General features: G+C 74.6%; 20 protein-coding genes and 1 pseudogene. 15 read left to right on the top strand and 6 right to left on the bottom strand.

Features of this window, described 5'->3' with window-relative positions:
- The first annotated feature begins 24 nt into the window (after positions 1-24).
- The 10 genes from atpA (at position 25) to V2J63_RS12090 (ending at position 9,573) form a co-directional block, all read left to right on the top strand.
- Positions 25-1,659, top strand: coding sequence for a F0F1 ATP synthase subunit alpha (gene atpA / locus V2J63_RS12135; RefSeq protein ID WP_331231306.1), 1,635 nt, complete (start codon positions 25-27; stop codon positions 1,657-1,659).
- A gap of 2 nt (positions 1,660-1,661) precedes the next feature.
- On the top strand, positions 1,662-2,555 hold the full coding sequence (locus V2J63_RS12130; RefSeq protein WP_331231305.1) for a F0F1 ATP synthase subunit gamma: 894 nt from the start codon (positions 1,662-1,664) through the stop codon (positions 2,553-2,555).
- Positions 2,556-2,609: 54 nt separating this feature from the next.
- On the top strand, positions 2,610-4,088 hold the full coding sequence (gene atpD / locus V2J63_RS12125; protein WP_491062043.1) for a F0F1 ATP synthase subunit beta: 1,479 nt from the start codon (positions 2,610-2,612) through the stop codon (positions 4,086-4,088).
- A gap of 7 nt (positions 4,089-4,095) precedes the next feature.
- Positions 4,096-4,380 (top strand): F0F1 ATP synthase subunit epsilon, encoded by a 285-nt coding sequence (locus V2J63_RS12120; protein ID WP_331231408.1) that lies wholly within the window; start codon positions 4,096-4,098, stop codon positions 4,378-4,380.
- Positions 4,381-4,389: 9 nt separating this feature from the next.
- Positions 4,390-4,812, top strand: coding sequence for a DUF2550 domain-containing protein (locus tag V2J63_RS12115; RefSeq protein ID WP_331231303.1), 423 nt, complete (start codon positions 4,390-4,392; stop codon positions 4,810-4,812).
- 61 nt (positions 4,813-4,873) lie between these two features.
- Positions 4,874-5,569, top strand: a complete 696-nt coding sequence (nucS, locus tag V2J63_RS12110; RefSeq protein ID WP_331231302.1) for an endonuclease NucS — start codon at positions 4,874-4,876, stop codon at positions 5,567-5,569.
- Between the two features lie 80 nt (positions 5,570-5,649).
- The gene (locus V2J63_RS12105) at positions 5,650-6,867 is read left to right on the top strand and encodes an N-acetylglucosamine-6-phosphate deacetylase (RefSeq protein ID WP_331231301.1); all 1,218 of its coding nucleotides are present in this window, start codon (positions 5,650-5,652) and stop codon (positions 6,865-6,867) included.
- A 14-nt stretch (positions 6,868-6,881) separates the two neighbouring features.
- The gene (locus V2J63_RS12100; RefSeq protein WP_331231300.1) at positions 6,882-8,327 is read left to right on the top strand and encodes a GH1 family beta-glucosidase; all 1,446 of its coding nucleotides are present in this window, start codon (positions 6,882-6,884) and stop codon (positions 8,325-8,327) included.
- Between the two features lie 2 nt (positions 8,328-8,329).
- Positions 8,330-8,641, top strand: a complete 312-nt coding sequence (locus V2J63_RS12095) for an Rv1322 family protein (protein ID WP_331231299.1) — start codon at positions 8,330-8,332, stop codon at positions 8,639-8,641.
- 104 nt (positions 8,642-8,745) lie between these two features.
- A complete protein-coding gene (locus V2J63_RS12090) occupies positions 8,746-9,573 on the top strand; it encodes an alpha/beta fold hydrolase (RefSeq protein ID WP_331231298.1) in 828 nt (275 codons plus the stop codon).
- A gap of 80 nt (positions 9,574-9,653) precedes the next feature.
- Here the strand turns inward: V2J63_RS12090 and V2J63_RS12085 are convergent, their stop codons facing one another.
- Complete coding sequence (locus V2J63_RS12085) at positions 9,654-10,097, bottom strand: hypothetical protein (RefSeq protein WP_331231297.1); 444 nt, start codon at positions 10,095-10,097, stop codon at positions 9,654-9,656.
- A gap of 56 nt (positions 10,098-10,153) precedes the next feature.
- Between V2J63_RS12085 and V2J63_RS12080 the strand changes: the two genes are divergently transcribed.
- A complete protein-coding gene (locus V2J63_RS12080; protein ID WP_331231296.1) occupies positions 10,154-10,645 on the top strand; it encodes a GNAT family N-acetyltransferase in 492 nt (163 codons plus the stop codon).
- 7 nt (positions 10,646-10,652) lie between these two features.
- Here V2J63_RS12080 and V2J63_RS12075 read toward each other — a convergent pair whose 3' ends face one another.
- Positions 10,653-11,921: a coiled-coil domain-containing protein gene (locus tag V2J63_RS12075; RefSeq protein ID WP_331231295.1), complete on the bottom strand. Its 1,269-nt coding sequence runs from the start codon at positions 11,919-11,921 to the stop codon at positions 10,653-10,655.
- A gap of 221 nt (positions 11,922-12,142) precedes the next feature.
- Between V2J63_RS12075 and V2J63_RS12070 the strand changes: the two genes are divergently transcribed.
- Genes V2J63_RS12070 through V2J63_RS12060 form a run of 3 tightly spaced genes read left to right on the top strand, consistent with a single transcriptional unit; the run spans position 12,143 to position 15,868 of the window.
- Positions 12,143-13,804 carry a hypothetical protein gene (locus V2J63_RS12070; RefSeq protein ID WP_331231294.1) on the top strand — a complete coding sequence of 554 codons (1,662 nt, stop codon included), beginning with the start codon at positions 12,143-12,145 and terminating at the stop codon, positions 13,802-13,804.
- Complete coding sequence (locus V2J63_RS12065) at positions 13,801-14,847, top strand: DUF8094 domain-containing protein (protein ID WP_331231293.1); 1,047 nt, start codon at positions 13,801-13,803, stop codon at positions 14,845-14,847. Before V2J63_RS12070 ends, V2J63_RS12065 begins: the two co-directional genes overlap by 4 nt.
- A gap of 46 nt (positions 14,848-14,893) precedes the next feature.
- A complete protein-coding gene (locus tag V2J63_RS12060; RefSeq protein ID WP_331231292.1) occupies positions 14,894-15,868 on the top strand; it encodes a tetratricopeptide repeat protein in 975 nt (324 codons plus the stop codon).
- A 94-nt stretch (positions 15,869-15,962) separates the two neighbouring features.
- On the opposite strand, the pseudogene V2J63_RS15885 reads toward V2J63_RS12060, so the two are convergent.
- Positions 15,963-17,562, bottom strand: a pseudogene (locus V2J63_RS15885) (HNH endonuclease).
- 315 nt (positions 17,563-17,877) lie between these two features.
- Here V2J63_RS15885 and V2J63_RS12050 point away from each other — a divergent pair.
- Positions 17,878-18,918, top strand: a complete 1,041-nt coding sequence (locus V2J63_RS12050; RefSeq protein ID WP_331231291.1) for an acyltransferase family protein — start codon at positions 17,878-17,880, stop codon at positions 18,916-18,918.
- A gap of 153 nt (positions 18,919-19,071) precedes the next feature.
- Here V2J63_RS12050 and glgB read toward each other — a convergent pair whose 3' ends face one another.
- From glgB to treS, 3 genes are read right to left on the bottom strand one after another with little or no spacing between them, the layout of a single operon-like run.
- Positions 19,072-21,312, bottom strand: a complete 2,241-nt coding sequence (gene glgB, locus V2J63_RS12045) for a 1,4-alpha-glucan branching protein GlgB (protein WP_331241600.1) — start codon at positions 21,310-21,312, stop codon at positions 19,072-19,074.
- Between the two features lie 43 nt (positions 21,313-21,355).
- Complete coding sequence (locus V2J63_RS12040) at positions 21,356-22,747, bottom strand: maltokinase N-terminal cap-like domain-containing protein (RefSeq protein WP_331231289.1); 1,392 nt, start codon at positions 22,745-22,747, stop codon at positions 21,356-21,358.
- Entirely contained in the window at positions 22,747-24,615 is a 1,869-nt protein-coding gene (treS, locus tag V2J63_RS12035) for a maltose alpha-D-glucosyltransferase (RefSeq protein ID WP_331231407.1), read from the bottom strand. The genes V2J63_RS12040 and treS overlap by 1 nt, the downstream gene beginning before the upstream one ends.
- Between the last annotated feature and the right edge of the window lie 2 nt (positions 24,616-24,617).

Genomic DNA, 24,617 nt, shown 5'->3' with positions numbered 1-24,617 from the left:
GGCCGCCGAAGCGAAGGAAAGCACATGGCTGAGCTCACGATCCGGCCCGAGGAGATCAGGGCTGCCCTGGACAGCTTTGTCGACTCCTACGAACCCGCCGAGGCGGTGAGCGAGGAGGTCGGGCGCGTCTCCGTCGCCGGCGACGGCGTCGCCCGGGTCGAGGGGCTGCCCGGCGCCATGGCGAACGAGCTGCTGCGCTTCGAGGACGGCACGATGGGCCTCGCGCTCAACCTCGACGTCCGCGAGATCGGCGTCGTCGTCCTCGGCGAGTTCGCCGGCATCGAGGAGGGCCAGGCGGTGCACCGCACGGGCGAGGTGCTCTCCGTCGCTGTCGGCGACGGCTACCTCGGCCGCGTCGTCGACCCGGTCGGCAACCCCATCGACGGCCTCGGCGAGATCGCCACGGAGGGCCGGCGCGCGCTCGAGCTCCAGGCGCCCGGCGTCATGGCGCGCAAGAGCGTCCACGAGCCGCTGCAGACCGGTATCAAGGCGATCGACTCGATGATCCCCATCGGGCGCGGCCAGCGTCAGCTCATCATCGGCGACCGCGGTACCGGCAAGACGGCCATCGCCATCGACGCGATCCTCAACCAGAAGGCGAACTGGGACAGCGGCGACCCGGACAAGCAGGTCCGCTGCATCTACGTCGCCGTCGGCCAGAAGGGCTCGACGATCGCCTCCGTGCGCGGCGCCCTCGAGGAGGCCGGCGCGCTCGAGTACACGACCATCGTCGCGGCTCCGGCGTCGGACCCCGCCGGCTTCAAGTACATCGCCCCCTACACCGGCTCGGCGATCGGCCAGCACTGGATGTACCAGGGCAAGCACGTCCTCATCGTCTTCGACGACCTCTCGAAGCAGGCGGAGGCCTACCGCGCCGTGTCGCTGCTCCTGCGGCGCCCGCCGGGCCGCGAGGCCTACCCCGGTGACGTCTTCTACCTGCACTCCCGCCTGCTCGAGCGCTGCGCGAAGCTCTCGGACGCGATGGGCGCCGGCTCGATGACGGGGCTGCCCCTCATCGAGACGAAGGCGAACGACGTCTCGGCGTACATCCCGACCAACGTCATCTCGATCACCGACGGCCAGATCTTCCTCCAGTCGGATCTTTTCAACGCCGACCAGCGCCCCGCCGTCGACGTCGGCATCTCCGTCTCCCGCGTCGGTGGCGCCGCCCAGATCAAGGCGATGAAGTCTGTCTCGGGCACGCTCAAGCTCGACCTCGCGCAGTACCGGGCGATGGAGTCGTTCTCGATGTTCGCCTCGGACCTCGACCCGACGTCGCGCCAGCAGCTGACCCGCGGGGCGCGTCTCATGGAGCTGCTCAAGCAGCCGCAGTACTCCCCGTACTCGATCGAGGACCAGGTCGCCTCGATCTGGGCCGGCACGAACGGCTACCTCGACGACGTCGACGTGTCCGAGGTCGGGCGCTTCGAGACCGAGCTGCTCGACCACCTGCGCCGCAGCACGGACGTCCTGTCGACGATCGCCACGACCGGCAAGCTCGACGACGCGACGACGCAGACGCTGCGCGCGGCGGTCGAGGACTTCCGCACCGGCTTCCTCGCCGGTGGCCGCGCGGGCCTGTCGGGCACGCCGGAGGCCGAGGAGGAGGCCGGCGTCGACGTCGAGCAGGAGCAGATCGTCAGGGCCGGGCGAGGCTGAGCGTGGGAGCACAGCAGCGCGTCTTCCGGCAGCGGATCCGGTCCACCCAGACGCTCAAGAAGATGTTCCGCGCGATGGAGCTCATCGCGGCCTCGCGCATCGGCAAGGCGCGTGACCGGGCAGTCAAGGCGAGCCCGTACGCGCTCGCGCTGACGCAGGCGGTCTCGGCCGTCTCGGCGCACGCCGCGACGGACCACCCGCTGCTCACCGAGCGCACGGACACCAACCGCGTCGCGGTGCTCGTCCTCACGGCGGACCGGGGCATGGCCGGCGCCTACACGGCGAGCGTCCTGCGGGCCGCCGAGCGTCTCGCGGAGCAGCTCGCCGCCGAGGGCAAGGAGATCGACCTCTACGTCGTCGGCCGTCGCGGCATCGGGTACTACACGTTCCGGGGCCGCACGGTCGTCAAGACCTGGGCCGGGGAGTCCGACAAGCCGAGCGCCGGGCTCGCACGGGACATCGCCGAGACGCTCCTCGCGGCGTTCCAGGCGCCGGCCGACGCCGGTGGCGTCGCCGAGCTCCACGTCGTCTTCACGAAGTTCGTCTCCATGGTCACCCAGGAGCCGTACGTCCGCCGGATGCTGCCGCTCGAGGTCGTCGAGGGCGTCGCGCCCGCGGGGGCCAAGCCGCTGCCGCTGTACGAGTTCGAGCCGTCCCCGGACGCCGTCCTCGACCAGCTGCTCCCGCTCTACGTGCGCAGCCGGATCCACAACGCCCTGCTCCAGGCGGCCGCGTCCGAGCTGGCCTCGCGCCAGAGTTCCATGCACACCGCCACCGAGAACGCCGAGGACCTCATCCGCACGTACACGCGGCTGGCGAACTCGGCGCGCCAGGCGGAGATCACCCAGGAGCTCACCGAGATCGTCTCGGGAGCCGACGCGCTCGCCGCGGGATGAGCGTGCGCACACCCACCCCCGTCCCCGCCGGCACGCAAGACAAGGATGACTGACATGAGCACGACAGCAATCGACGCCAGCGCCCGGCAGGAGTCCACGCCCGGCGTGGGCCGCATCGCGCGCGTCACCGGCCCCACGGTCGACATCGAGTTCCCGCCGGACGCGATCCCGGCGATGTACAACGCGCTCGTCGCCACGGTCGACATGTCCGCGCAGGGCGAGGGCGAGGGCGTCGTCGAGATGACGTTCGAGGTCGCCCAGCACCTCGGCGACAGCCTCGTGCGCGCCGTCGCGCTCAACCCGACCGACGGCCTCGTCCGGGGCATGGAGATCCGCGACACCGGTGGCCCGATCTCGGTGCCGGTCGGGGACGTCACCCTCGGGCACGTCTTCAACGTGACCGGCGACGTCCTCAACCTCGCCGAGGGCGAGAAGCTCGAGATCACCGAGCGCTGGCCCATCCACCGCAAGCCCCCGGCCTTCGACCAGCTCGAGTCGAAGACGCAGATGTTCGAGACCGGCATCAAGGTCATCGACCTCCTCACCCCCTACGTCCTCGGCGGGAAGATCGGCCTCTTCGGCGGTGCGGGCGTCGGCAAGACGGTCCTCATCACCGAGATGATCCAGCGCGTGGCGCAGAACCACGGTGGTGTCTCCGTGTTCGCCGGCGTCGGCGAGCGCACGCGTGAGGGCAACGACCTCATCGAGGAGATGGGCGAGTCCGGCGTGCTCGAGAAGACGGCCCTCGTCTTCGGCCAGATGGACGAGCCGCCGGGCACGCGTCTGCGCGTCGCCCTGTCCGGCCTGACGATGGCGGAGTACTTCCGCGACGTGCAGAAGCAGGACGTGCTCCTCTTCATCGACAACATCTTCCGCTTCACGCAGGCGGGCTCCGAGGTCTCCACCCTCCTCGGGCGCATGCCCTCCGCCGTGGGCTACCAGCCCAACCTCGCGGACGAGATGGGCACCCTCCAGGAGCGCATCACCTCGACGCGTGGTCACTCGATCACCTCCCTCCAGGCGATCTACGTCCCCGCCGACGACTACACCGACCCGGCGCCGGCGACGACGTTCGCCCACCTCGACGCGACGACCGAGCTGTCCCGCGAGATCGCCTCGCGCGGCCTCTACCCGGCCGTGGACCCGCTCACGTCGACGTCGCGCATCCTCGACGCGCGCTACGTCGGCGAGGAGCACTACGAGACCGCGATCCGTGTGAAGTCGATCCTGCAGAAGAACAAGGAGCTGCAGGACATCATCGCCATCCTCGGCATCGACGAGCTCTCCGAGGAGGACAAGGTCACCGTCAACCGGGCGCGGCGCATCCAGCAGTTCCTCTCGCAGAACACGTACATGGCGGAGAAGTTCACGGGGGTGCCCGGCTCGACCGTGCCGCTGACCGAGACCGTCCAGGCGTTCCGGATGATCGCGGACGGCGAGTTCGACCACGTCGCCGAGCAGGCCTTCTACAACATCGGTGGCCTCGAGGACCTCGAGCGCAACTGGGCCCGCCTGCAGTCCGAGGCGCGCTGACGTGACGATGAAGGTGGATGTCGTCGGCCCCGATGCCTCGCTGTGGCACGGTGAGGCCACCTCCGTCAGCGTGCCCGCGGCCGACGGCGAGATGGGTATCCGCACGGGGCACCAGCCGGTGCTCGCCGTGCTCAAGGCCGGTCCCGTGCGGATCATCCCGGTCTCGGGGGAGCAGGTGAACGTCGACGTCCTCGGGGGCTTCGTCTCCGTCGACGACGACGTCGTCATGGTGGTCGTGGACGCCCACGACGAGCGGCGCGCGGAGGACGCACAGGCCGCTTCCGGGGAGTAGGACCGCGCCGTGGGCTGGGCGTGGGTGGGCGTTGGTGCGGCCGCCCTCGTCCTGCTCGCGGCCCTGGCCGTCGCGCTCCTGCTGTGGCGGGCGCGCACGCTCGGCCGGCGCGTGGGCTCGTTCGAGTGCGCGTGGCGGTCGGCCGGCGGCGGGGAGTGGACGTCCGGCATCGCCGGGTACGGGGTGAACCGGCTCGACTGGCACCGGCTCGTCTCGCTCGCCCCGCAGCCGACGGCCCGCTGGGACCGCCGGCGGCTCGTCGTCCTGTCCTCCGGGCGCCGGGCCGTCCCGGGCGCGGACAGCGACGTCGTCGAGGTGACGTGCCGCTACGGCACCGACGAGTTCCACCTCGCCATGCGCGCCGAGGCGGCCGCGGGCCTGACGAGCTGGCTCGAGGCGGCGCCCCCGGGCGACCCGGCCCTCACGTACTGACCCGCGGCGCCGGCGGCACGCGCCGCGACGTCCCCAGCCCAGCGATACGGAGGTAGCACGGGTGCGCACCGTCATCGCGACGTGCTCGGTCGACTACACCGGGCGCCTCGACGCCCACCTGCCCCTGGCCACGCGCCTCCTCATGGTCAAGGCGGACGGCTCGGTGCTCGTCCACTCCGACGGCGGCTCGTACAAGCCGCTCAACTGGATGAGCCCGCCGTGCCGGCTCGACGTGTCCGAGCCGGACGAGGCGGCGGCGCGCGCCGGCGCCACGCAGGTGTGGACCGTCCAGAGCACCAAGACGGACGACCGGCTCGTCGTCACGCTCCACGACGTCGTCCACGAGGCGGACGTCGACCTGGGCGTGGACCCCGGGCTCGTCAAGGACGGCGTCGAGGCGCACCTCCAGCGGCTCCTCGCCGAGCAGATCGACCTCCTCGGCCCGGGGCACCGCCTCGTCCGGCGCGAGTACCCCACGGCCATCGGCCCGGTCGACATCCTCGCGCGGACCGCGTCCGGTGCGGCGGTGGCCATCGAGATCAAGCGCCGCGGTGACATCGACGGCGTCGAGCAGCTCACCCGCTACCTCGAGCTCCTCAACCGCGACCCCCTCCTCGCGCCCGTCGCCGGGGTGTTCGCCGCGCAGGAGATCAAGCCGCAGGCGCGCGTCCTGGCGACCGACCGCGGGATCCGCTGCCTCGTGCTCGACTACAACGCGATGCGGGGCCTCGACGACTCGGACTCCCGCCTCTTCTAGCACCGGCCCGCGCCCCGGCCGACGGCGCCCGGCGCGCGCGCCGGATGAGACCGTGCGGTGTCGTGGGCAAGAATGGGGGGATGAGCATCCCTGCCGCACAGGCCGTCCGTGGGCGCGTCGTCACACCCACCGCCGTCGTCGAGGACGGCGCCGTCGTCCACGCCGGCGGGCGCATCGTCTTCGTCGGGCCGGCCGGTGAGGCAGCCGGTGCGGGGTGGCGCGAGGCGGTCGAGGCCGCGGGGGAACCGGCCCGAGGGACCCACGTGCTGCCGGGCCTCGTCGACCTCCACTGCCACGGCGGTGGCGGCGCGAGCTTCCCCGACGCCGAGGACGGCGCCACCGCGCAGGTCGCCGTCGACGAGCACCGGCGCCACGGCACGACGTCGCTCGTCGCCTCCCTCGTCACGGCGACGCCCGACGTGCTCCGCGCGCGGGTGCGCACGCTCGCCGCGCTCGCCGACGCCGGCGAGCTCGCCGGGATCCACTTCGAGGGCCCGTTCATCTCGACCGAGCGCTGCGGGGCGCAGAACCCGGCCGCCATCCAGGAGCCGGACGCCGCGCTCACGGCCGAGCTCCTCGCGCTCGGCCGCGGCCACGTCGTGACGATGACGCTCGCACCCGAGGCCCCCGGCGTCACCGGCCCCGACGGCGTCAGCGCCGCGCTCGTCGCCGGGGGCGCCCTGCCCTCGTTCGGGCACACCGTCGCGACGGCCGCGCAGACCCGGGCCGCCGTCGCGGAGTCCGTCACGCTGCTGGACGGCGCGCAGGGGCGCTCGGCGAAGGCGACGGTCACGCACCTCTTCAACGGCATGAACCCCATGCACCACCGCACGCCCGGGCCCGTCCCCGAGCTCCTCGCGGCGGCCTCCCGCGGTGAGGTCGCCCTCGAGATCATCAACGACGGCACCCACCTCGACCCCGGCCTGGGGCGCAACGTCCTCGAGCTCGTCGGGCGCGAGAACGTGCTCCTCGTCACCGACGCCATGGCGGCCGCGGGCATGGCGGACGGCTCGTACCAGCTCGGCTCGCTCGCCGTCACCGTGGCCGACGGCGTCGCCCGCCTCACCGGCGCCGACTCCATCGCGGGGGGCACGGCCCACCTCGTCGACGTCGTGCGCACGAGCGTGGCGGGCGGCATCAGCATCGTCGACGCCGTCTACTGCGCCGCGACCGGCCCCGCGGCCGTCCTCGGGAGCGCGGACGTCGGTGCGCTCGAGGTGGGGCGGCGGGCCGACGTGCTCGTCACCGACACCGACCTACGACCGGTCCGGGTCCTCCGCGCCGGCGCCGACGTCTGAGGAGGGTCCCCACGATGGACACCGCACCGCTCGACCTGCCCGACGACTTCCTCTGGGGCGCCGCCACGGCCGCCTACCAGATCGAGGGTGCTGCGGACTCCGGCGGGCGCGGCCCGTCGATCTGGGACACGTTCTCCCGCGTGCCCGGCGCGACCCTCGGCGGGGACACCGGCGACGTCGCCGCCGACCACTACCACCGGTGGGAGGAGGACGTCGCGCTCATGGTGCGGCTCGGCCTGCGCGCCTACCGGCTCTCGATCTCGTGGTCGCGCGTGCAGCCCGGGGGCACCGGCCCGCTCAACGCCGAGGGCGTCGCGTTCTACCGGCGCCTCCTCGACGCGCTGCGGGATGCCGGGATCGCGCCCGTCGTCACGCTCTACCACTGGGACCTCCCGGCGGAGCTCGAGGAGGCCGGCGGGTGGACGAACCGGGCCACCGCCTACGCCTTCGCCGAGTACGCGCGGCACATGGCGCGTGAGCTCGGCAGCCGCGTCTCGCTGTGGACGACGCTCAACGAGCCGTGGTGCTCGGCGTTCCTCGGCTACGCCGCCGGCGTCCACGCTCCCGGACGCACCGAGCCGGCGGCCGCGCTCGCCGCCGCCCACCACCTCAACCTCGCCCACGGCCTCGGGGCGCAGGCGATCCGGGCGGAGCTCGGCGAGGAGGCGCAGGTGGCCGTCTCGCTCAACCTCCACGTCACCCACCCCGCCGACCCGACGTCCTCGGCGGACCTCGACGCGGTCGCCCAGATCGACGCCGTCGGCAACCACGTCTTCCTCGGCCCGATCATGGACGGCTCCTACCCGCGCCGGCTCCTGCGCGACACGGCCGGCGTGAGCGACTGGTCCTTCGTCCAGCCGGGCGACCTGACGATCACCCGTCAGCGCCTCGACGTCCTCGGCGTCAACTACTACTCCACCCAGCGCGTGCGCCGCTTCTCCGGCGAGGGTCGGCCGGAGCGGGCCGACGGGCACGGCGGCGGCGCCGGCAGCCCGTGGGTAGCCGCCGACGACGTCGAGTTCCTCGCCCAGCCCGGGCCCCACACGGCCATGGGGTGGAACATTGCGCCGGAGGCGCTGAGCGAGCTCCTGCGCGCCCTCGACAACACCTACCCGGACCTGCCGCTCATGGTGACGGAGAACGGCGCGGCGTTCGACGACGAGCCGACCGGCGGCCGGGTGCACGACGCCGCCCGCGTGGCCTACCTGCGCGGGCACATCGCCGCCGTCGCCGACGCGCGCGCCGCGGGGGTGGACGTGCGCGGGTACTTCGTGTGGTCGCTCCTCGACAACTTCGAGTGGGCGTACGGCTACAGCAAGCGCTTCGGGATCGTCTACGTCGACTACGCGACCGGCGAGCGGACGCCGAAGGACTCGGCACGCTGGTACCGGGAGCTCGTGCGCACCGGCGCCCTGCCGCGCGTCGAGGACGCGGGCGCCCTGCCCTGGCCGGAGGACTAGCGGTGCCGCGGTCCCGCCGGTCGAGCCGGCGGCCCTACGGCCAGGAGCACACCCCGCTCGACCCGGAGCGGCTGCGGGGCGTCGCGCGCAGCGAGAGCGGCCCCAGCGGGGAGACGTTCACGGTGCGCGAGGTGCGGGGGTCGGAGAAGTCCTACCGCTGCCCCGGCTGCGACCAGCTCGTCGAGGCCGGGACCCCGCACGTCGTCGCGTGGCCCACGGACCACCTCCTCGGGGCCGAGGCGGCGCTCGCGGACCGGCGGCACTGGCACCGGGCGTGCTGGGGCGCACGCGGTCGCCGGCGCCCCACGCGCTGAGGCCGCACGGCCCAGCCCTCCCGACCGGCGGTCCCCGGTCGCGGAGAGCGCCCCCATCCCTGACGCCCTCCCGCGCCGGCGGCGTGCGTGCCATGCTCGGAGGCATGGACAGCTCGCCCCTCGCCCTCCAGGCCCATGGACCCGTGGACGGGCTCCCGCTCGTCCTCCTCCACGCCTTCCCCCTCGACGCGCGCATGTGGGACGACGTCGTCGCCCTCCTCGCCGGGGACGTGCGCGTCCTCACCCTCGATGCGCCCGGCTTCGGGGCCTCCCCGGGGCCCGGGGCCGTCGCGGACGCGCTCGGGCGCCCGGCCGAGCCGTCCCTCGAGACCTACGCCGACGCCGTCGCCGCGACCCTGCGGGGTGCGGGCATCGAGCGGGCCGTCGTCGCGGGGCTCTCGATGGGCGGGTACACGCTCCTCGCGCTCGCCGAGCGGCACCGGGGGCTGCTCGCGGCGGTGGGCCTCCTCGACACCCGCGCGGACGCCGACGGCGACGAGGCGCGGGGGAACCGGCTCGCCATGGCGGAGGCGGCCCGGACGGAGGGGTCCGTGGCCGTGGCCGGGATGCTCGAGCGGCTCCTCGGCGTCTCGACGCTCGCCGGCCGGGACCAGGTCGTCGCCCGGGTGCGCGGCTGGCTCGCCGAGGCACCCCCGGCCGGCATCGCGTGGGCGCAGCGCGCGATGGCCGCGCGGCCGGACCGGTTCACCGCGCTCGAGGACCTCGAGGTCCCCGGGCTCGTCCTGCGCGGGGCGGAGGACCCGGTCAGCCCCCAGGACGCGAACGAGGCGATGACCCGGCGGCTGGATGCCGGGGCAGAGCTCGTCGTCGTGCCGCGCGCGGGGCACCTGAGCGCCGTCGAGGACCCCGCCGCCGTCGCTGACGCGCTGCGGCGCCTCCACGCCCAGGCGGCGGCGCACCGCGCCGGCTGACGCGCCGCACCCCCGGCTGACGCGCCGGACCACCACGAGCCTCGGCCGACGGGTCGCCGCGAGCCGCCGCGGCGGTCAGGTCAGGCGGGTCGGGCGGGCTCGTCCGCGAGGCCGGCCCACCCGGGCAGGAGCCGCTCGAGCGCGTCCGGGAGGTCGATCGACTCCCCGTCCTTGCCCCCGGCGCCGAGGACGAGCGGCGGGGGAGCGGGGGTGAGCGTGACGCCCCGCAGCCGTTCGCGCAGGCCGAGCGGGGCGGTGAGGACGTAGAACCGGCCCTCGACGTCGAGCCCGGCGGCGCGGTCGGCGCGCAGGTACCATCCCGTGCGGTCGCTGCGGGCGGTGCCGCGGCCGCCGTACCCACGCACGAGGAGCGGCTCGGCCGGCAGACGGTCGCGCGCGACGGCGGCGAAGCGCTCGAGCAGGTCACGGGCGCGGGCGTGCTCGGCCTCCTGCCGGCGCGCGAGCATGTCCGCGTGCAGCTCCGCGGCCTCGCGGCGCCGCTGCGACCAGCTCTCCTCGCTCATGCGTCCAGGCTACGACGTGAGCCCCGCGCTGGGGCGCGGGACCCTACGCTGGGCGCATGACGAGCGACCCGGTCCCCGCCCGCATCCGCCCCGCCCACGTGGCCGACGCCGAGGCCGTCGCGGCCGTGCACGCGCAGGCGTGGCGGGAGACGTACTCGGGCTCGGTGCCCGACGACGTCTTCGCCGAGATGGAGCGCACCGGGCCGGACGGCTGGCGCCGGGCGCTCGCCGACCCCGGCGGCATGGCGACGTGGCTGGCCGAGCGGTCGGGCGAGGTGGTGGGCCTCGCGCAGGCCCACGCCGTCGGCCCGGGGAACGTGCGCCCGCTCCAGCTCTCGGTCCTCTACGTCCTGCGTGCGCACCAGGGCACCGGGACCGGCCAGCGGCTCCTCGACGTCGCCGTGGGCGACGCCCCGTGCTTCCTCTGGGTGGCCGAGGACAACCCGCGCGCGATCGCCTTCTACCGCCGCAACGGCTTCGAGCCCGACGGCGCCCGCGAGATCGAGGAGCGCTGGGGCGGGGTCGCCGGCGTCCGGCTCGTCCGGTAGGGCCGGCTCAGCTCGTCGCGCTGCCGGGCTCCTCGGACCCGGACTCCGCGGCGGCTCCTGCCGGCGCGGCTCCCGCGGTGTCGCCGGTCCGCTCGGCGTCCTCGGTCCCCTCGGCGTCGCCGGTCCCCTCGGTGGAGGGCACGGGCGCACCACCGGCGCCGCCCGGCCGCTCCTGGTCCGCGAGCACACCACGGAGCTGGGCGAGGTAGCGGGAGATGTCCTCCCGCTGCCGGTCGAGGTCGGCCACGTCGTCGGCGGCGGCCTGGCGCTCGGCCTCGGCCGCGGCGCGCGCCTCCTCCCGGAGCCGGTCCGCCGCGGCCTGCGCCTCGGCGAGGAGGCGGTCCGCCTCGGCGCGGGAGGTCTCGAGCCGCTGGCGGGCGTGCGCGTCAGCGTCGGTGAGGACGGACTCAGCACGGGCGACGGCGTCGGCGAGGCGCGCCTCGGCCTGGGCGGCCTGCGTCTCGCCGTCCGCGACGAGCGCCTGGGTGGCGGCGCGCGCCTGCTCGAAGGCCTCGGCGCTCGCCCGCTCCGCCGCCTCGCGGCTGGTGAGGGTCTCGCGCTCCGCCTCCGCACGGATGCGGCGGGCCGCCGCGTGCGCCTCGGCGAGCAGCTGGTCCGCCTGGGCGCGCAGCTCGGACGCCTCGGCACGGATCCGGGCGACCTCCTCCGCGGCGGCCTCGCGGAGCGCGCTCACCTCGTTCTCCGTCGTCGCCCGCAGGAGCGCCAGCTCGCGTTCGAGCCCCGTCCGGCGCAGCGTCTCCTCGGTGGTCATGGCCTGCGCGAGGCGGGCGGCCTCGCGCTCGGCCGAGGCGACGAGCTCCTCCGCCTTGCGCTGCGCGAGGGCGAGCGCCGTGCCGGCCTCCGCGGTGGCCTGCTCCGTCGCCTCCGCAGCGCCGCGCCGGGCGTCCGCGAGCCGGTCGGCGGCCTCGCGCTCGGCGCGGTCGGTGAGGGCGGCGGCCTCGTCCCGGGCACCGGCGAGCGTCGCGGCGGCCTGGGCGTCCGCCCGGGCGATGACGTCGGCCGACTGCTCCTCTGCCGAGCGCAGGAGCTCCTCGATGCGCGAGCCCAGTCCGGAGTACGTCGGCTGGTCGCGCTCGCGCAGGGCGCGACGGGCCTGCGAGAGCTCGCCGGAGATCCGGATGGCGCGCTCGTCGAGCGCGGTGACCTCGCGCCGTGCGCCGGCGAGCGCCTCCTCGAGGGTGTGGAGGCGCTGGTCGACCTGGGCGCGGTCGTACCCGCGCATGACGACGGGAAACTCGGGACGGTCCTCGCTCATCGGTCCTCCTCTGTGCTCGGACATCGAGGTGCTCGGACATCGAGCCCGCGTCAGCGTATCGACGCGCCCAGCGGGCGGCGCGGCACGTCCGCCGGTGGCCCGGACGATCGCCGTCCCATCCTGCCCCGACGGCTGCCGCGGGCGCGCGGCGACGCCTGGCGACGTATCCTGGCGTGTCGTCCGCGACCGCGGGCGTGCCGCTGCCGGGAGGATCTTCCCTCGTGAAACGCCGCACCGTCTCGTTGGTGCTGATCGTCGTGGGCGTGCTGGTGCTCGCCTTGGCGGTGGCCTCGGCGACCGTCCTCCGCTCAGCGGACAGCGCGTCTCCGAGCCTCGCTCAACGGCCCGACGTGCCGCTCGTCATCTCGGCGGCCGGGGTGCTCGAGGCGGTCGACGAGGCCGTGACCGTGCGCGCCACCGCCGGTGAGGACGAGACCGTCATGCTCGCCGTGGGCCGCACCGCCGACGTCGAGGCATGGGTCGGGGAGACGGGCCACCTGCGCATCACCGGCCTCACGTCGTGGGAAGAGCTGGCGGGGGAGGTCATCGACGGCGCCGATGCCGAGCCGACGAGCACCCCCACCGCCGGTGCGACGCCGGACGCGGCGGCGACCGCGACGGCGGGGGCGAGTGCCACCCCGACCCCGACGGCGACGGCGACCGCCGGTGAGGGGACCGCGGCGGTCCCCGGCCCGGCCGGCTCCGACCTGTGGATCGTCGAGGCCAGCTCCACCGGGACGGTCGAGCTCGAGTGGTCCCACATGCCCGGCCGCTGGAGCCTCATCGCCGCCACCGGCAGCGGCTCCGCGCCCCAGGTCGAGCTCGAGTGGGGTCGTGAGGCGAGCACCCCCCTCCTCGTCCCGGGGCTGATCGTCGGCGGGCTCCTGCTCCTCGCCGGTGCCGCGCTCCTCGTGCTCGAGGAGCTCGCCGCGCGCGAGGCGCGCCGCAGTGCGCAGGCGTCCACGTGGACGCCCCAGGGCACCGGCCCGGTCGCCACGGACTCCGCCCCGACGTCCGCGGAGGGCAAGCCCCTCACGCGGCGCGAGATCCGCGAGATGGGGCGGACGCCCGCAACGGCCGAGCGCAGCGCCCTCGTCGGTGCGCCCCTGCCTCCCGTCCCGCTCGCGCCCACCGACGACGAGGCACGCGCTGACGACGAGGCGCGCGCTGATGAGGAGGCGCCCGCCGACGACGACGCGCAGGCGGCGGACGCTGCCGACGGCTCCAGCGCCGGGACGGCCGAGCACGCGACGCGCGCCGGTGGCACCGATGGCCGTGCGCCCGGTGCAGGCACCGAGGACGGCGACGTCGTCGCGCCGGAGGCCGGGGCCTTCACCAGCGGGACCGGCTCGACCGCGCTGGGCGCCCGGGGCACCGGCACCGGCCGCGGGCCCGAGGACCACGATGTCCCCGCCGTCGACCCCGACGGCGGTGCGCCCGGGCCCGGCCCGACGACACCCGCGCTCGACGTCGCCGACGACTCCGCCGTCGCAGCGGGCGGATGGCGCGAGCGGCTCCGCCGGCGCCGCGCCGCCGGAGGCCCCCCTGCGGGGGCCGAGGCCGTCGACGCCGTCGACCCGGGGCCCGTTGTCGCCACCGACGAGCCCGACGCCGCGCCGGGGACCGCACCCGCGCAGGACACTCCCGGCTTCGGCGCGGACCTGCCCGCGGCTGACGCTCCCGAGGCCGACGCGGCCACGGGCGGCAGCGCGGACGCTCCCGAGGCCGACGCGGCCACGGGTGGCAGCGCGGACGACGACCCGGACGCGGCGGCGCCGCCCTCATGGCGCAGCGTGTGGGGCTTCGGGACGGCTCCGGCACCGGATGCCGACGGCGCACGCCCACGCACGAGTGATACGGACCCCGAGGAGGAGCAGCGATGATCGCCACGATCGCCCAGCGGACGCGTCGTCGGGCCGCCCGCCTCGCGGCGGCCGGGACCACCGCCGTCGTCCTCCTCGCGGGCTGTGCCGGCGAGGTGCCCCAGCCGGTACCGGACCCCTCCGCGACGACGCCCGTCCCGGTCCTCGACGAGGTCCGGATCGACCGCGTCCTCGCGGAGGTCGAGGCGACCCTCGCCGCGGCGGACGAGGGGCTCGACCCCGAGGCACTCGCGGAGCGCCTCAGCGGGCCGGCCCTGGAGATGCGGCAGGCGGAGTACCGGCTCGCGCAGGCCTCCGGCGGCGAGAACCCGCCGACGCCGCTGACGACCGAGAGCCAGATCGAGGTCGTCGCCACGACCGACGAGTGGCCGCGCACCCTCCTCGTCGTCTCGCACCCGCCCGAGGGCTCGAACCTCCCGCTCCTCCTCGCCCTCACGCAGGAGGACCCGCGCAGCCAGTACTCGCTGTGGTTCTGGACGAGGCTGCTCCCGGGGACGCAGACACCGCCGACGGCGAGCTCGGACATCGGCAGCACCCCGGTCGCGCTCGACGCCGACGGCCTCGTCGCCTCGCCGCAGGAGACCCTCGCGGCGTACGCGGCCGCCCTCAACGACGCGGCGAGCGAGTCGGCGGCGCTCTTCGCCGCTGACGCCTACCGCGAGACCTACGCCGAGAGCCAGGCGGCCCTCGCCGCGTCCGTCGAGGCCGCGGGCGAGGTGTCCCGCGTCAACGAGGTGGTGCCGGAGGCGACGGCGGCGCTGTCGACGACGGACGGCGGCGCGATCGTCGTCGGGGTCATCCGCTCGACGCTGACGATGCGCAAGACGGTCGAGGGCTCGACGCTCCACGCGGGCGGTGCGATCGCGACGCTCATGGGGGAGGACACGGAGGTCGAGGGCGCGGTCAACGGCCACTACGACGTGACCCTGGCGTTCCACGTCCCGCCGGCCGGGAGCGACGACCCCATCACGGTCCTCGGCGCGGACCAGGTCCTCGTCGAGGTGACGCAGGAGGACCCGCCGCCCGCCGAGCCCGCCGAGTAGGTAACCTGCTCGCGCAGCACCTGCCCCGCCCGAGGAGAGGACCACGATGAGCCAGCCGCCGAGCATCAACCTGCGCGGAGCCGTCGACCTGTCGGCGCTCACCGCGCCGGCGCACCCGACGGGCGCTCGGCCCGGGGCGCAGGTGCCCCCTGGTACGGGTGCGGGCGCGGGCGGTGCCGGGATCGACGGCCCCGTCGTCGTCGACGTCACCGAGGCGACCTTCCAGCAGGTCGTCCAGCTCTCCACCCAGGTTCCGGTCGTCCTCGACCTGCGTACCGAGTGGGCCGAGCCCAGCGCGGAGCTGAGCCCCCTCCTCGAGCGCCTGGCGCGGGAGTACGGCGGACGCTTCCAGCTCGGGCGCGTCGACGTCGAGGCGAGCCCGCAGATCGCCGCTGCGTTCCAGGTGCAGTCGGTACCCACCGTCGTCGCCGTCATCGGCGGGCAACCCGTGCCGCTCTTCCAGGGCGCCCACCCCGAGGCACAGATCCGCCAGGTGCTCGACGAGCTCCTCCGCGTCGCCGCCCAGAGCGGCGTGATCGGCGTCCTCACCGGTGCCGGCGAGGACGACGACGCGGACGTGCCTGAGGTGCCGGCCGAGCCGCCGCTGCCGCCGCTGCACGCCGAGGCGATCGACGCCATCGAGCGCGGTGACTACGAGGCGGCCGCCGACGCCTACCGCCGCGCCCTCAAGGAGAGCCCGGCCGACGCCGAGGCGCGGGCGGCACTGGCCCAGGTCGAGCTCATGCGGCGCGCGTCCGCGGCGGACCCGGCCGCCGTGCTCGCCGCGGCCGACGCTGCGCCGGACAGCGACGTCGAGGCCCAGCTCGCCGCCGCTGACGTCGAGGTCGCCGGTGGACGCGCCCAGGCTGGGCTCGACCGGGTCCTGCGCGTCGTGCGCGCGACCGCGGGACCGGACCGCGAGACCGCACGCGTGCGCCTCCTCGAGCTCTTCGAGGTCGTCGGCCCGACGACCCACGAGGTCAACGCCGCGCGCCGCGCCCTGGCGATCGCGCTGTACTGACCGCTGGCCCGACAGGGCCCGCGCGCGGCGCCCCCGGTTCAGGCGGTGCGTGTGAGTGCGCCGGGCTCGGGCGGTGTGCGCGCAGCGCGCCGGCTCAGGCGGCGCGGAAGAGGTCGACCATGCTGCGTTCGAGAAGACTGCCGGCGGCCTCCTCGACGACGCGATCGAGGACGGCCTCGTCGAGCGCTTCGAACGACCGTCCTCTCGGGCCGGGCGGCGGCAGGCCCGGTGGCGGGGGCGCCGTGGACCGGTAGCGATGGCCGGTAGGGGTTGTCGTCGTGACGGTGTGCCCGCCCCGGCCCGGTGGAGCGCTCGCCCGCGCACTCCACCCGGGGCCCTGCTTGGCGTGGTTGCAGGCCTCGCACAGGCCCTGGAGGTTCTCTGCGGTCGTCGGCCCGCCGCGGTCCCAGTCGGCGACGTGGTCGCGATGGCGGATGGGGGCGTCGCACCAGGGCGTGCGGCACGTCAGGCCGCGGGCGTCGATGAAGCGCGCCAGGCCCGGCGGCGCGCAGCGGGCCCGAGAGTCCATCGCGACGGAGCTGACCCGTGGTCGGTGCCGTGTAGAGGCGCCGGATCCACACGGCGTCGGGATCCTGCAGGGCCGCGCGGACGAGGTCGCGCGCCCACTGGGCAGGGACGGTGCCGTACCCGGGGACCGTGGCTGGATCGTCGTCGCCGCGGAGGAGGGCGCCGTCGGTCATGATCAGCTGGACCTCGAGCCGGGCGCCGGCCGTCACCCCGCCACTCGCGTGGCCGGTGTCGTCGGGGCTCGCCGCCCCGCTGCGGTTCTGCCCCTCCTCGGTGCCCGCCATGCCGGTGCCCGGGGCGGTCGAGGCGCTCGCGGTGCCCGACGCGCACGCCGATCGGGTCAGGCGCTCGACGAGGAGGTCAGCCATGAGCTGGCCGCGGGAGCGCTCGTCCCCGGCGGCGCGCAGCGCGTCGGCGGCTCGGGTGAGGTCGGCGTACGCGGCGACTCCCGCGGAGACCGGGAGCAGCGCCGTGAGGTAGGACATCGTGTCGGGAGCAGGCCGCAGGGTGACAGCGCGCTCGGTCTCAGCCTTGCGCGCGCGGGCGACGACGGAGGCCGCGTCGAGGCGGTAGGCCGTCCGCTTCGCCTCGGCGACCAGCTGGCGGTCCCCGAGCCCCTCGAGGCGCGTGGGGTCGGCGGCCATCTCGGCGTCGAGCATGGTGCGGCCCTCCGCGCTGAGGCACGCGCTCTCGCGCACGAGGAGCGTGGCCCGCCACTCACTGATCCGCCCGGTGCTGAGGGCGGCATGGGTGTAGGGCATCTCGAGCACGAGCGCCTTCGCCAGGCCGAGGTGCCGGCCCCCGGTGAAGGGGGACTCGCGTCGCGCGAGGGCGACCTGTGCGCCCACCCCGCGGCCCCGTCGCGCCGCCGGCACCCCCGCTGCCGCCTGCTCCGCCCGCTGGGACGCGTCGAGGTCGACGGCTGCCCGCGCCTGGGCGGCAGCCGCGGCGGCCTTGAGCTCCTCGAGGACGCGGATCTGGTCGATCCGCACGGCGTCGTCCACGTCCCGGTCCACGCCGCCGAGGGCGGCGACCCACGCGGCGACGTCGAGGACGGTCGGGGGTGTGCTCGGAGACGCGGCGCCTGCACCACCGGACGTGGCCGCACCCGCATCTTCGTCACGGCGCCTGTGTGCCGGACCGGGAGGGATCACCACCTCGAACATGCGTACAGGCTATGACGAGGGTCCGACATCTCCGACCGCACGGGCCGACCTAGCGCATGACGGGGCCCGCGTGGGCCGGTGCTCCGGCTGATGTCACAGGACGGCCACCCCCCGGTGCCCGCTCGCGGACGCCGCGTGACGCCGCGGGATGCCGTGGGACGTCGTAGGACGCCGCGGCGTGTCGCCCCGGCGCGCGTGACCCCGGCGCCGCCGGTCCGCCACTATCGACACATGTCGTTGTCTCCCGTCGCTCCCGCACGCTCTGAGGTTGCCCCGACCGGCCGAGAAGTCGACCCGCGACTTCACTGGGTCGACGTGGCGAAGGCGGGAGCCGTCGTCCTCGTCGTGCTCTACCACGTCGGGCGGACAGGACTTTCACACCTCCTCCCCGGATCGGACAGCCTCGTCGTGGCGGCCTGGGGCGGGATCAACGAGGCCCTGCTGCCGGTGCGGATGCCGCTCTTCTTCCTTGCGTCCGGCATCCTCGCGGCTCCCGCGATGGCGCGCCCGTGGGCACGGCTGTGGCGCCCCCGCGTCGTCAACCTCGTCTGGCCGTTCGTCCTCTGGGGTGTCATCCACGCGCTCACGGCGGGCCTTGCCCATGGCGGCGACGACGTCCCTGGCCACGTCCTCGCAAGCCTCGCGGCGATCCCCGCCGGAGGGACGGCGTACTGGTACCTCGCGGTACTCGTCGTCATCTTCGTCCTCGCCCGGCTGCTCCGTCGCGCTCCTGCGGTGCTCGTCGTCGCCTCGGTGGCCGCGCTCGGCGTGGCGCCCCTCGTGCCGGCCGCGCTGTCCGGTGCCGTCGGGGAGGCGGCCGCCGTCAACGTCGGGCGCGTCTGCTACTTCGCCGTGTGGTTCCTCCTCGGGTGCTTTGCGCGACCGGTCGTCGAGCGGGTAGCGGCGCTGAAGCCGTGGCCGCTCGTCGCGGCGAGCTTCGTGCTGTACGCGGGCCTCGCCTACCTCGTCTACGTCCGGAAGCTCTCTGCGCCCCCGGGCGTCGTGCTCACCGTCGTCGGCCTCGCGGGCGCGATCGCCGCCTCGGTCCTGCTCGCGCGGAGCGCGCGGGTCCGGCGGCTGGCCGCCTACATCTCCCGACGGACGCTGGCGATCTACGTCGTCCACCCGGTCCTGCTGACGCTCGCCGTCGCGGTCGTGCGCACCGACGACGGCACGGTCCTCCCGCTCGGCAGCGTCGCGGTCGACGTCGTGCTCGCGCCGGTCCTCACCGTCGCTCTCGTGTGGCTGGCGGTGCTCGCCTACGACATCTCGTCCCGGGTCTGGATGGGCTGGCTCTTCGCCCCGCCCGCGCGCCGGGCCGCGGGCGGCGTCAGGTCCACGCGGAGGCGAGCCTGACCGGTCGAGCGGTGGGCCGGGAGGCGGCAGGGATCACCGTTGCCCCCGACACCCTGTGACGACGACTGAGGCCGCGGTCCGCAGACCGCGGCCTCAGCCGGTGGGACCTGGAGCGATCAGGCCGAGCGCCCGCTGCTCACTTCCGCTCGGGGGTCAGTCCCGCGCAGGCGCGAGCCAGACCGCGCCGAGCGGCGGCACGCGCAGGCTCACCGACGCCGGGCGTCCGTGCCAGGAGAGCTCTTCGGCGGTGACGCGACCGAGGTTCCCCACGCCGGACCCGCCGTACTCGTGCGCGTCGGTGTTGAGGATCTCGACCCATTCCCCGCCGTGGGGCAGGCCCACGCGGTAGCCCTCGTGCGGGGCGCCGGCGAAGTTGACGACGCACACGACCGTGTCCTCCGGCCCGTCGGCGGTCGGCGCCTTGCGGAGGTACGCGATGACGTTGTGGTCGCCGTCGCCGGCCTCGATCCACTCGAACCCGGCGTTGGAGAAGTCCTCCGCCCACAGTGCGGGACGCTCGCGGTAGACGTCGTTGAGGCGGCGGACGAGGTCCGCCACGCCGGCGTGCGCAGGGTTGTCGAGCAGGCTCCAGTCGAGGCTGCGGGACTCCGCCCACTCCTCCTCCTGGGCGAACTCCAGCCCCATGAAGAGGAGCTGCTTGCCCGGGTGCGACCACTGGTAGGCGAGCAGCGCGCGGACCCCGGCGAGCTGCTGCCACCGGTCGCCGGGCATCTTGCGCACGAGCGAGCCTTTGCCGTGGACCACCTCGTCGTGGCTGAGCGGGAGGACGAACTGCTCGGAGAAGGCGTAGACGAGGGAGAACGTCAGCTCACCGTGGTGGTAGCGACGGTTGATCGGTTCCTCTGCGAGGTAGCGCAGGGTGTCGTTCATCCAGCCCATGTTCCACTTGAGCCCGAAGCCGAGGCCGCCCTCGCTCGTCGGCGCGCTCACGCCCGGCCACGCGGTGGACTCCTCGGCGATCATGACGATGCCGGGCACCTTGCGGTAGGTCGTCGCGTTCGTCTCCTGGAGGAACGAGATCGCCTCGATGTTCTCGCGGCCGCCGTGGACGTTGGGCCGCCACTGGCCGGGCTGGCGGGAGTAGTCGAGGTAGAGCATCGACGCGACGGCGTCGACGCGCAGCCCGTCCACGTGGAACTCCTCGAGCCAGTACAGCGCGTTGGCGACGAGGAAGTTGCGGACCTCACGTCGCCCGAAGTTGAAGATGAGCGTGCCCCAGTCGGCGTGCTCCCCGCGCAGCGGGTCCGGGTCCTCGTACAGCGGCGTGCCGTCGAAGTTGGCCAGCGCCCACGCGTCCTTGGGGAAGTGCGCGGGCACCCAGTCGACGATGACGCCGATGCCCGCCTGGTGGAAGCGGTCGATGAGGTACCGCAGGTCGTCGGGGGAGCCGAGCCGCGACGTCGGGGCGTAGTACGAGGTGACCTGGTACCCCCACGACCCCCCGAAGGGGTGCTCGGCGACCGGCATGAGCTCGACGTGCGTGAAGCCGAGCCCGGCGACGTAGTTGACGAGGTCCTCGGCGAGGTCCCGGTAGCTCAGGCCCTGGCGCCAGGAGGCGAGGTGGAGCTCGTAGACGCTCATGGGCCCGGTGTGCGGGTTGCGCTGCGCGCGCTCGGTCATCCACGCGTCGTCGGACCACTCGTACGTGCTCTCGTTGATGACGGACGCCGTCGCCGGGGGCACCTCGGTCTGCCGCGCCATGGGGTCGGCCTTCTCGTGCCACGACCCGTCGCGGTAGCCGATCTCGAACTTGTACCGGGCGCCCGCGGTGGCGCCGGGGATGAAGATCTCCCACACGCCGGTGGACCCGAGCGAGCGCATGGCGGCGTTGCGGCCGTCCCACGAGTTGAAGTCGCCCTTGACCCGGACGGCGCGGGCGTTGGGGGCCCACACGGAGAACGACGTGCCGTGCACCTCGCCGAGCTCGCTGGGGTAGCGGCGCACGTGCGCACCGAGCGCCGCCCACAGCTCCTCGTGGCGGCCCTCCCCGATGAGGTACTGGTCCATCTCGCCAAGCGTGGGGAGGAAGCGGTACGGGTCGTCGGTGACGACGGTGTCCGCGCCGTAGGCCGCGCGGACGCGGTAGTCGGGGACGTGGTCACCGGGAACCGCGACGACCCACACGCCCTCGACCTCGTGGGTGAACGGCACGCTGCCCGTCCGCGTGACGAGCTCGACCGAGTCCGCCAGTGGACGCAGCGTCCGGATCGTCACCGTGCCGCCCGCCACGTGGCCGCCGAGCACCTCGTGCGGCTGGTGGTGGACGCCGTCGGCGACGGCGCGCAGGACGGCGTGGTCGACGGGCAGCGGGTCGCTGCCGTTCACGGGAGTCGGAGAGGGGCTGGGCGGCGTGCTGTGCTGCGGACGGTCCATGCGTCCACTCTGGCATCACCCGCGCTGACGTGCGCGTGAAGAGTCATCCCGCCAGGAGACGCAGCGCTCCCTCGACGGGGATGTGGAGCCAGTCGGGGCGGTTGCGGACCTCGTAGACCGCCTCGTACAGCGCCTTGTCGAGCTCGAGCGCTGTGAGGAGCGCCGCATCGGCGCGGGGGTCGCGCCCCGAGACCTCCGCGTAGCCCGCGAGGAAGGCGTCGCGCGCGGCGGCCGCCCACGCCCCGGCGTCGACCCCCGGTTCTGTCACCGACCCCGCGGCGTAGTCGAAGGAGCGGAGCATCCCGGCCACGTCGCGCAGCGCGAGGTCCGGCGCGCTGCGCTCGGCGAGCGGCCTGATCGGCTCGCCCTCGAAGTCGAGGAGCACCCACCCACGCTCCGGTGCGTCGATGACCTGGCCGAGGTGGAGGTCGCCGTGGACGCGCTGGAGCCGGGGCCACGGCGCGGCTGCGGCGGCCTCGAGCACGGCGCGGACGGCGTCGGCGTGCGGGGCGAGGGCGGGCACCTCCCGCAGCGCGGTCGCGGACCGCTCCCGCCAGGAGTCGAGCACCTCGCGCCGCGCCGCCTCGTCCGCCTCGCGCACCTCGAGCGTGCGCGCCATGACGTCGTGGACCTCGGCGACGGCGGCGCCGAGGGCGCGGGCCCGGTCGGTGAAGTCGGCCCCGGCGGTGGCGGAGCGCAGGGCGACCCGCCACGCGTCCTCGACGCCGGGGAGGAACTCCTGGGCGAAGGCGAGGTGGCCGCGGGCCGTGCCGGACCCGGTGGGCCACTCCCCACCGAGGTCGCCGACGGGCGCGGGCACGAGGGTGCACCCGGCCCCAGCAAGAGCTTCCTGGACGACGACGTCGGGGTTCTCGCCGTCGGCGAGCACCCGGAACACCTTGCAGATGACGGGCCGGGCGGCGCCGTCCGCCGTCGTCGCCTCGACGATGATCGAGGTGTTCGACTGCTCGCCCGAGAGCACCCGCGAACCGCGCACGTGCAGCTCGCCGGTCACCGCGCCGGCACCGTGGGCGCGGTGCCCTCGCGCCGCGCCCGTCCCCGGTGCGCCGTCGGAGCGGACGGCCTGCTCGGACAGGATGGTCTCGACGAGCGCCCGCGCGCCGACGGGGTCGTGGCAGCCGTCGTAGACCCAGCGGGGGCCGAGCTCGGAGTGCTCCACCTGAGCGACGAGTGCGTGCTCGAGCCCGTCGACGGGGGCGCCGCGGTAGGTGAGCGGCACCTGGTAGACCACCGGCTCCGCGCCGGAGGTGTCGCGCAGGATCCACGTCTCGATCCCCACCTCGCCCGCGGGGTCCTCGTACCGCAGCCCGCCCACGCGGGTCAGCTCGGGCGTGCTGCCCTTGCCGGCGTACCAGCGCTGCGCGCCGATCCACGCGGGCAGGAAGTCGCCGAAGGGCGGGGTCACCGAGGCCATCAGCGGTCCCCGCGCTCCGGCGCGCCGCTCACGTCGGGGGTGGCGGCGCTCGGGTGGGCCGCAGCTCCCGCCACGCCTGCCGCGCCCAGCGCAGCCGGGGCGCCCGGCCCAGCGGCCTCGGCCGTCACGGCGTCGCGGCCCGCCGGCGGGTACGTCGGCGCGCTGTCGTCCTCGACCTTGAGCCAGAAGAAGTCGCGCGAGCCGAGCGTGAACGTCACCGTGCCGTCCGCGGAGACGGGCGGGAAGGTCGCCCCGCCGAAGACGTCCGTCAGCCGTGCGCGGGCGTGCCCGGGCACGTTGATCGTCGTCGCGCGTGCCGTGTTCGCGAGGTTGACGACGCAGAGGATGCTCTCGGTCGCGTTCGACCGGAGGTAGGCGAGCACCGCCTCGTTGTCCGCGTCGAGGAGCGTGAACTCGCCGTTGCCGAACACGGGGTGGCGCCGGCGGACCTCGAGGATGCCGCGCACCCAGTGCAGGAGCGACGTCGGCTGGGCGAACTGGGCCTCGACGTTGACCGAGGCGTAGTGGTTGATGAGGGACTGGACGAGGGGCAGGTAGAGCTTGCCCGGGTCCGCCGAGGAGAAGCCGGCGTTGCGGTCCGGGGTCCACTGCATCGGCGTGCGGACCGCGTCGCGGTCCGGCAGCCAGATGTTGTCACCCATCCCGATCTCGTCGCCGTAGTACAGGCACGGGCTGCCGGGCAGCGAGAGGAGGAGGGCGTGGGCGAGCTCGATCTCGGAGCGGGAGTTGCCGAGCAGCGGGGAGAGCCGGCGCCGGATGCCGACGTTGGCCCGCATGCGCGGGTCCTCGGCGTACCAGCCGTACATCGAGGCGCGCTCCTCGGTGGAGACCATCTCGAGCGTGAGCTCGTCGTGGTTGCGCAGGAACGTGCCCCACTGCGCGGCCGCGGGGATCGCGGGGGTGTCGTTGAGGATGTCGCGGATGGCGTGCGCACGCTGCTCCCGCAGCGCGTAGAAGATCCGCGGCATGACCGGGAAGTGGAAGCACATGTGGCACTCGGGGTCCGAGTCGGTCCCGAAGTAGTCGACGACGTCGGCCGGCCACTGGTTCGCCTCGGCGAGCATGAGGGTCCCGGGGAACTCCGCGTCCACCATTGAGCGCAGGTCACGGAGGAACTCGTGCGTGCGCGGGAGGTTCTCGCAGTTCGTGCCCTCCTCCTCGAAGAGGTAGGGGACGGCGTCGAGCCGGAAGCCGTCGACCCCGAGGCGGCACCAGAAGCGCACGACGTCGTACATCGCGTCGCTGACCTTGGGGTTCTCGAAGTTGAGGTCCGGCTGGTGGGAGAAGAAGCGGTGCCAGAAGTACTGCCGGCGGACCGGGTCGAACGTCCAGTTCGACGTCTCCGTGTCGACGAAGATGATCCGCGCGTCCTGGTAGCCGGTGTTGTCGTCGCTCCACACGTAGAAGTCGCCGTAGGGCCCGTCCGGGTTCGAGCGGGAGGACTGGAACCAGGGGTGCTGGTCCGAGGTGTGGTTCATGACGAGGTCGACGATGATCCGGATGCCGCGGGCGTGGGCCTCGGCGATGAGCTCCTCGACCTCCTCGATGCTGCCGTAGTCCGGCGCGACCGCGGTGTAGTCCGAGACGTCGTACCCGCCGTCGCGCAGCGGCGAGGGGTAGAACGGCGGCAGCCACAGGCAGTCGATGCCGAGCCACTGGATGTAGTCGAGCCGGTCGATGAGGCCGCGCAGGTCCCCGGTGCCGTTGCCGGTGGAGTCACCGAAGGCGCGCAGGAGCACCTCGTAGAAGACCGCCGTGCGGTACCACTCCGGGTCGTCCGAGAGCCCGGGCCGGTGCTCGGACGCGAGGTGCGGCACGGGGTTGGCCGCGGCCGGCAGGGCCCGCATCG

The sequence above is a fragment of the Georgenia wangjunii genome, assembly GCF_036421975.1.
GTDB classification, from domain to species: Bacteria; Actinomycetota; Actinomycetes; order Actinomycetales; family Actinomycetaceae; genus Georgenia_A; species Georgenia_A wangjunii.
This window is presented reverse-complemented; position numbering and strand designations above follow the sequence as displayed.

Bases quoted from the DNA above. Each gene is read 5' to 3' on its own strand.
- V2J63_RS12065 (WP_331231293.1), top strand. From the start codon at position 13,801: ATGATCGCCACGATCGCCCAGCGGACGCGTCGTCGGGCCGCCCGCCTC.
- glgB (WP_331241600.1), bottom strand. From the start codon at position 21,312: ATGGACCGTCCGCAGCACAGCACGCCGCCCAGCCCCTCTCCGACTCCC.
- V2J63_RS12090 (WP_331231298.1), top strand. From the start codon at position 8,746: ATGGACAGCTCGCCCCTCGCCCTCCAGGCCCATGGACCCGTGGACGGG.
- V2J63_RS12105 (WP_331231301.1), top strand. From the start codon at position 5,650: ATGAGCATCCCTGCCGCACAGGCCGTCCGTGGGCGCGTCGTCACACCC.
- V2J63_RS12100 (WP_331231300.1), top strand. From the start codon at position 6,882: ATGGACACCGCACCGCTCGACCTGCCCGACGACTTCCTCTGGGGCGCC.
- V2J63_RS12080 (WP_331231296.1), top strand. From the start codon at position 10,154: ATGACGAGCGACCCGGTCCCCGCCCGCATCCGCCCCGCCCACGTGGCC.
- V2J63_RS12060 (WP_331231292.1), top strand. From the start codon at position 14,894: ATGAGCCAGCCGCCGAGCATCAACCTGCGCGGAGCCGTCGACCTGTCG.
- atpA (WP_331231306.1), top strand. From the start codon at position 25: ATGGCTGAGCTCACGATCCGGCCCGAGGAGATCAGGGCTGCCCTGGAC.
- V2J63_RS12075 (WP_331231295.1), bottom strand. From the start codon at position 11,921: ATGAGCGAGGACCGTCCCGAGTTTCCCGTCGTCATGCGCGGGTACGAC.
- V2J63_RS12120 (WP_331231408.1), top strand. From the start codon at position 4,096: ATGAAGGTGGATGTCGTCGGCCCCGATGCCTCGCTGTGGCACGGTGAG.
- atpD (WP_491062043.1), top strand. From the start codon at position 2,610: ATGAGCACGACAGCAATCGACGCCAGCGCCCGGCAGGAGTCCACGCCC.
- V2J63_RS12040 (WP_331231289.1), bottom strand. From the start codon at position 22,747: ATGGCCTCGGTGACCCCGCCCTTCGGCGACTTCCTGCCCGCGTGGATC.
- treS (WP_331231407.1), bottom strand. From the start codon at position 24,615: ATGCGGGCCCTGCCGGCCGCGGCCAACCCCGTGCCGCACCTCGCGTCC.
- V2J63_RS12085 (WP_331231297.1), bottom strand. From the start codon at position 10,097: ATGAGCGAGGAGAGCTGGTCGCAGCGGCGCCGCGAGGCCGCGGAGCTG.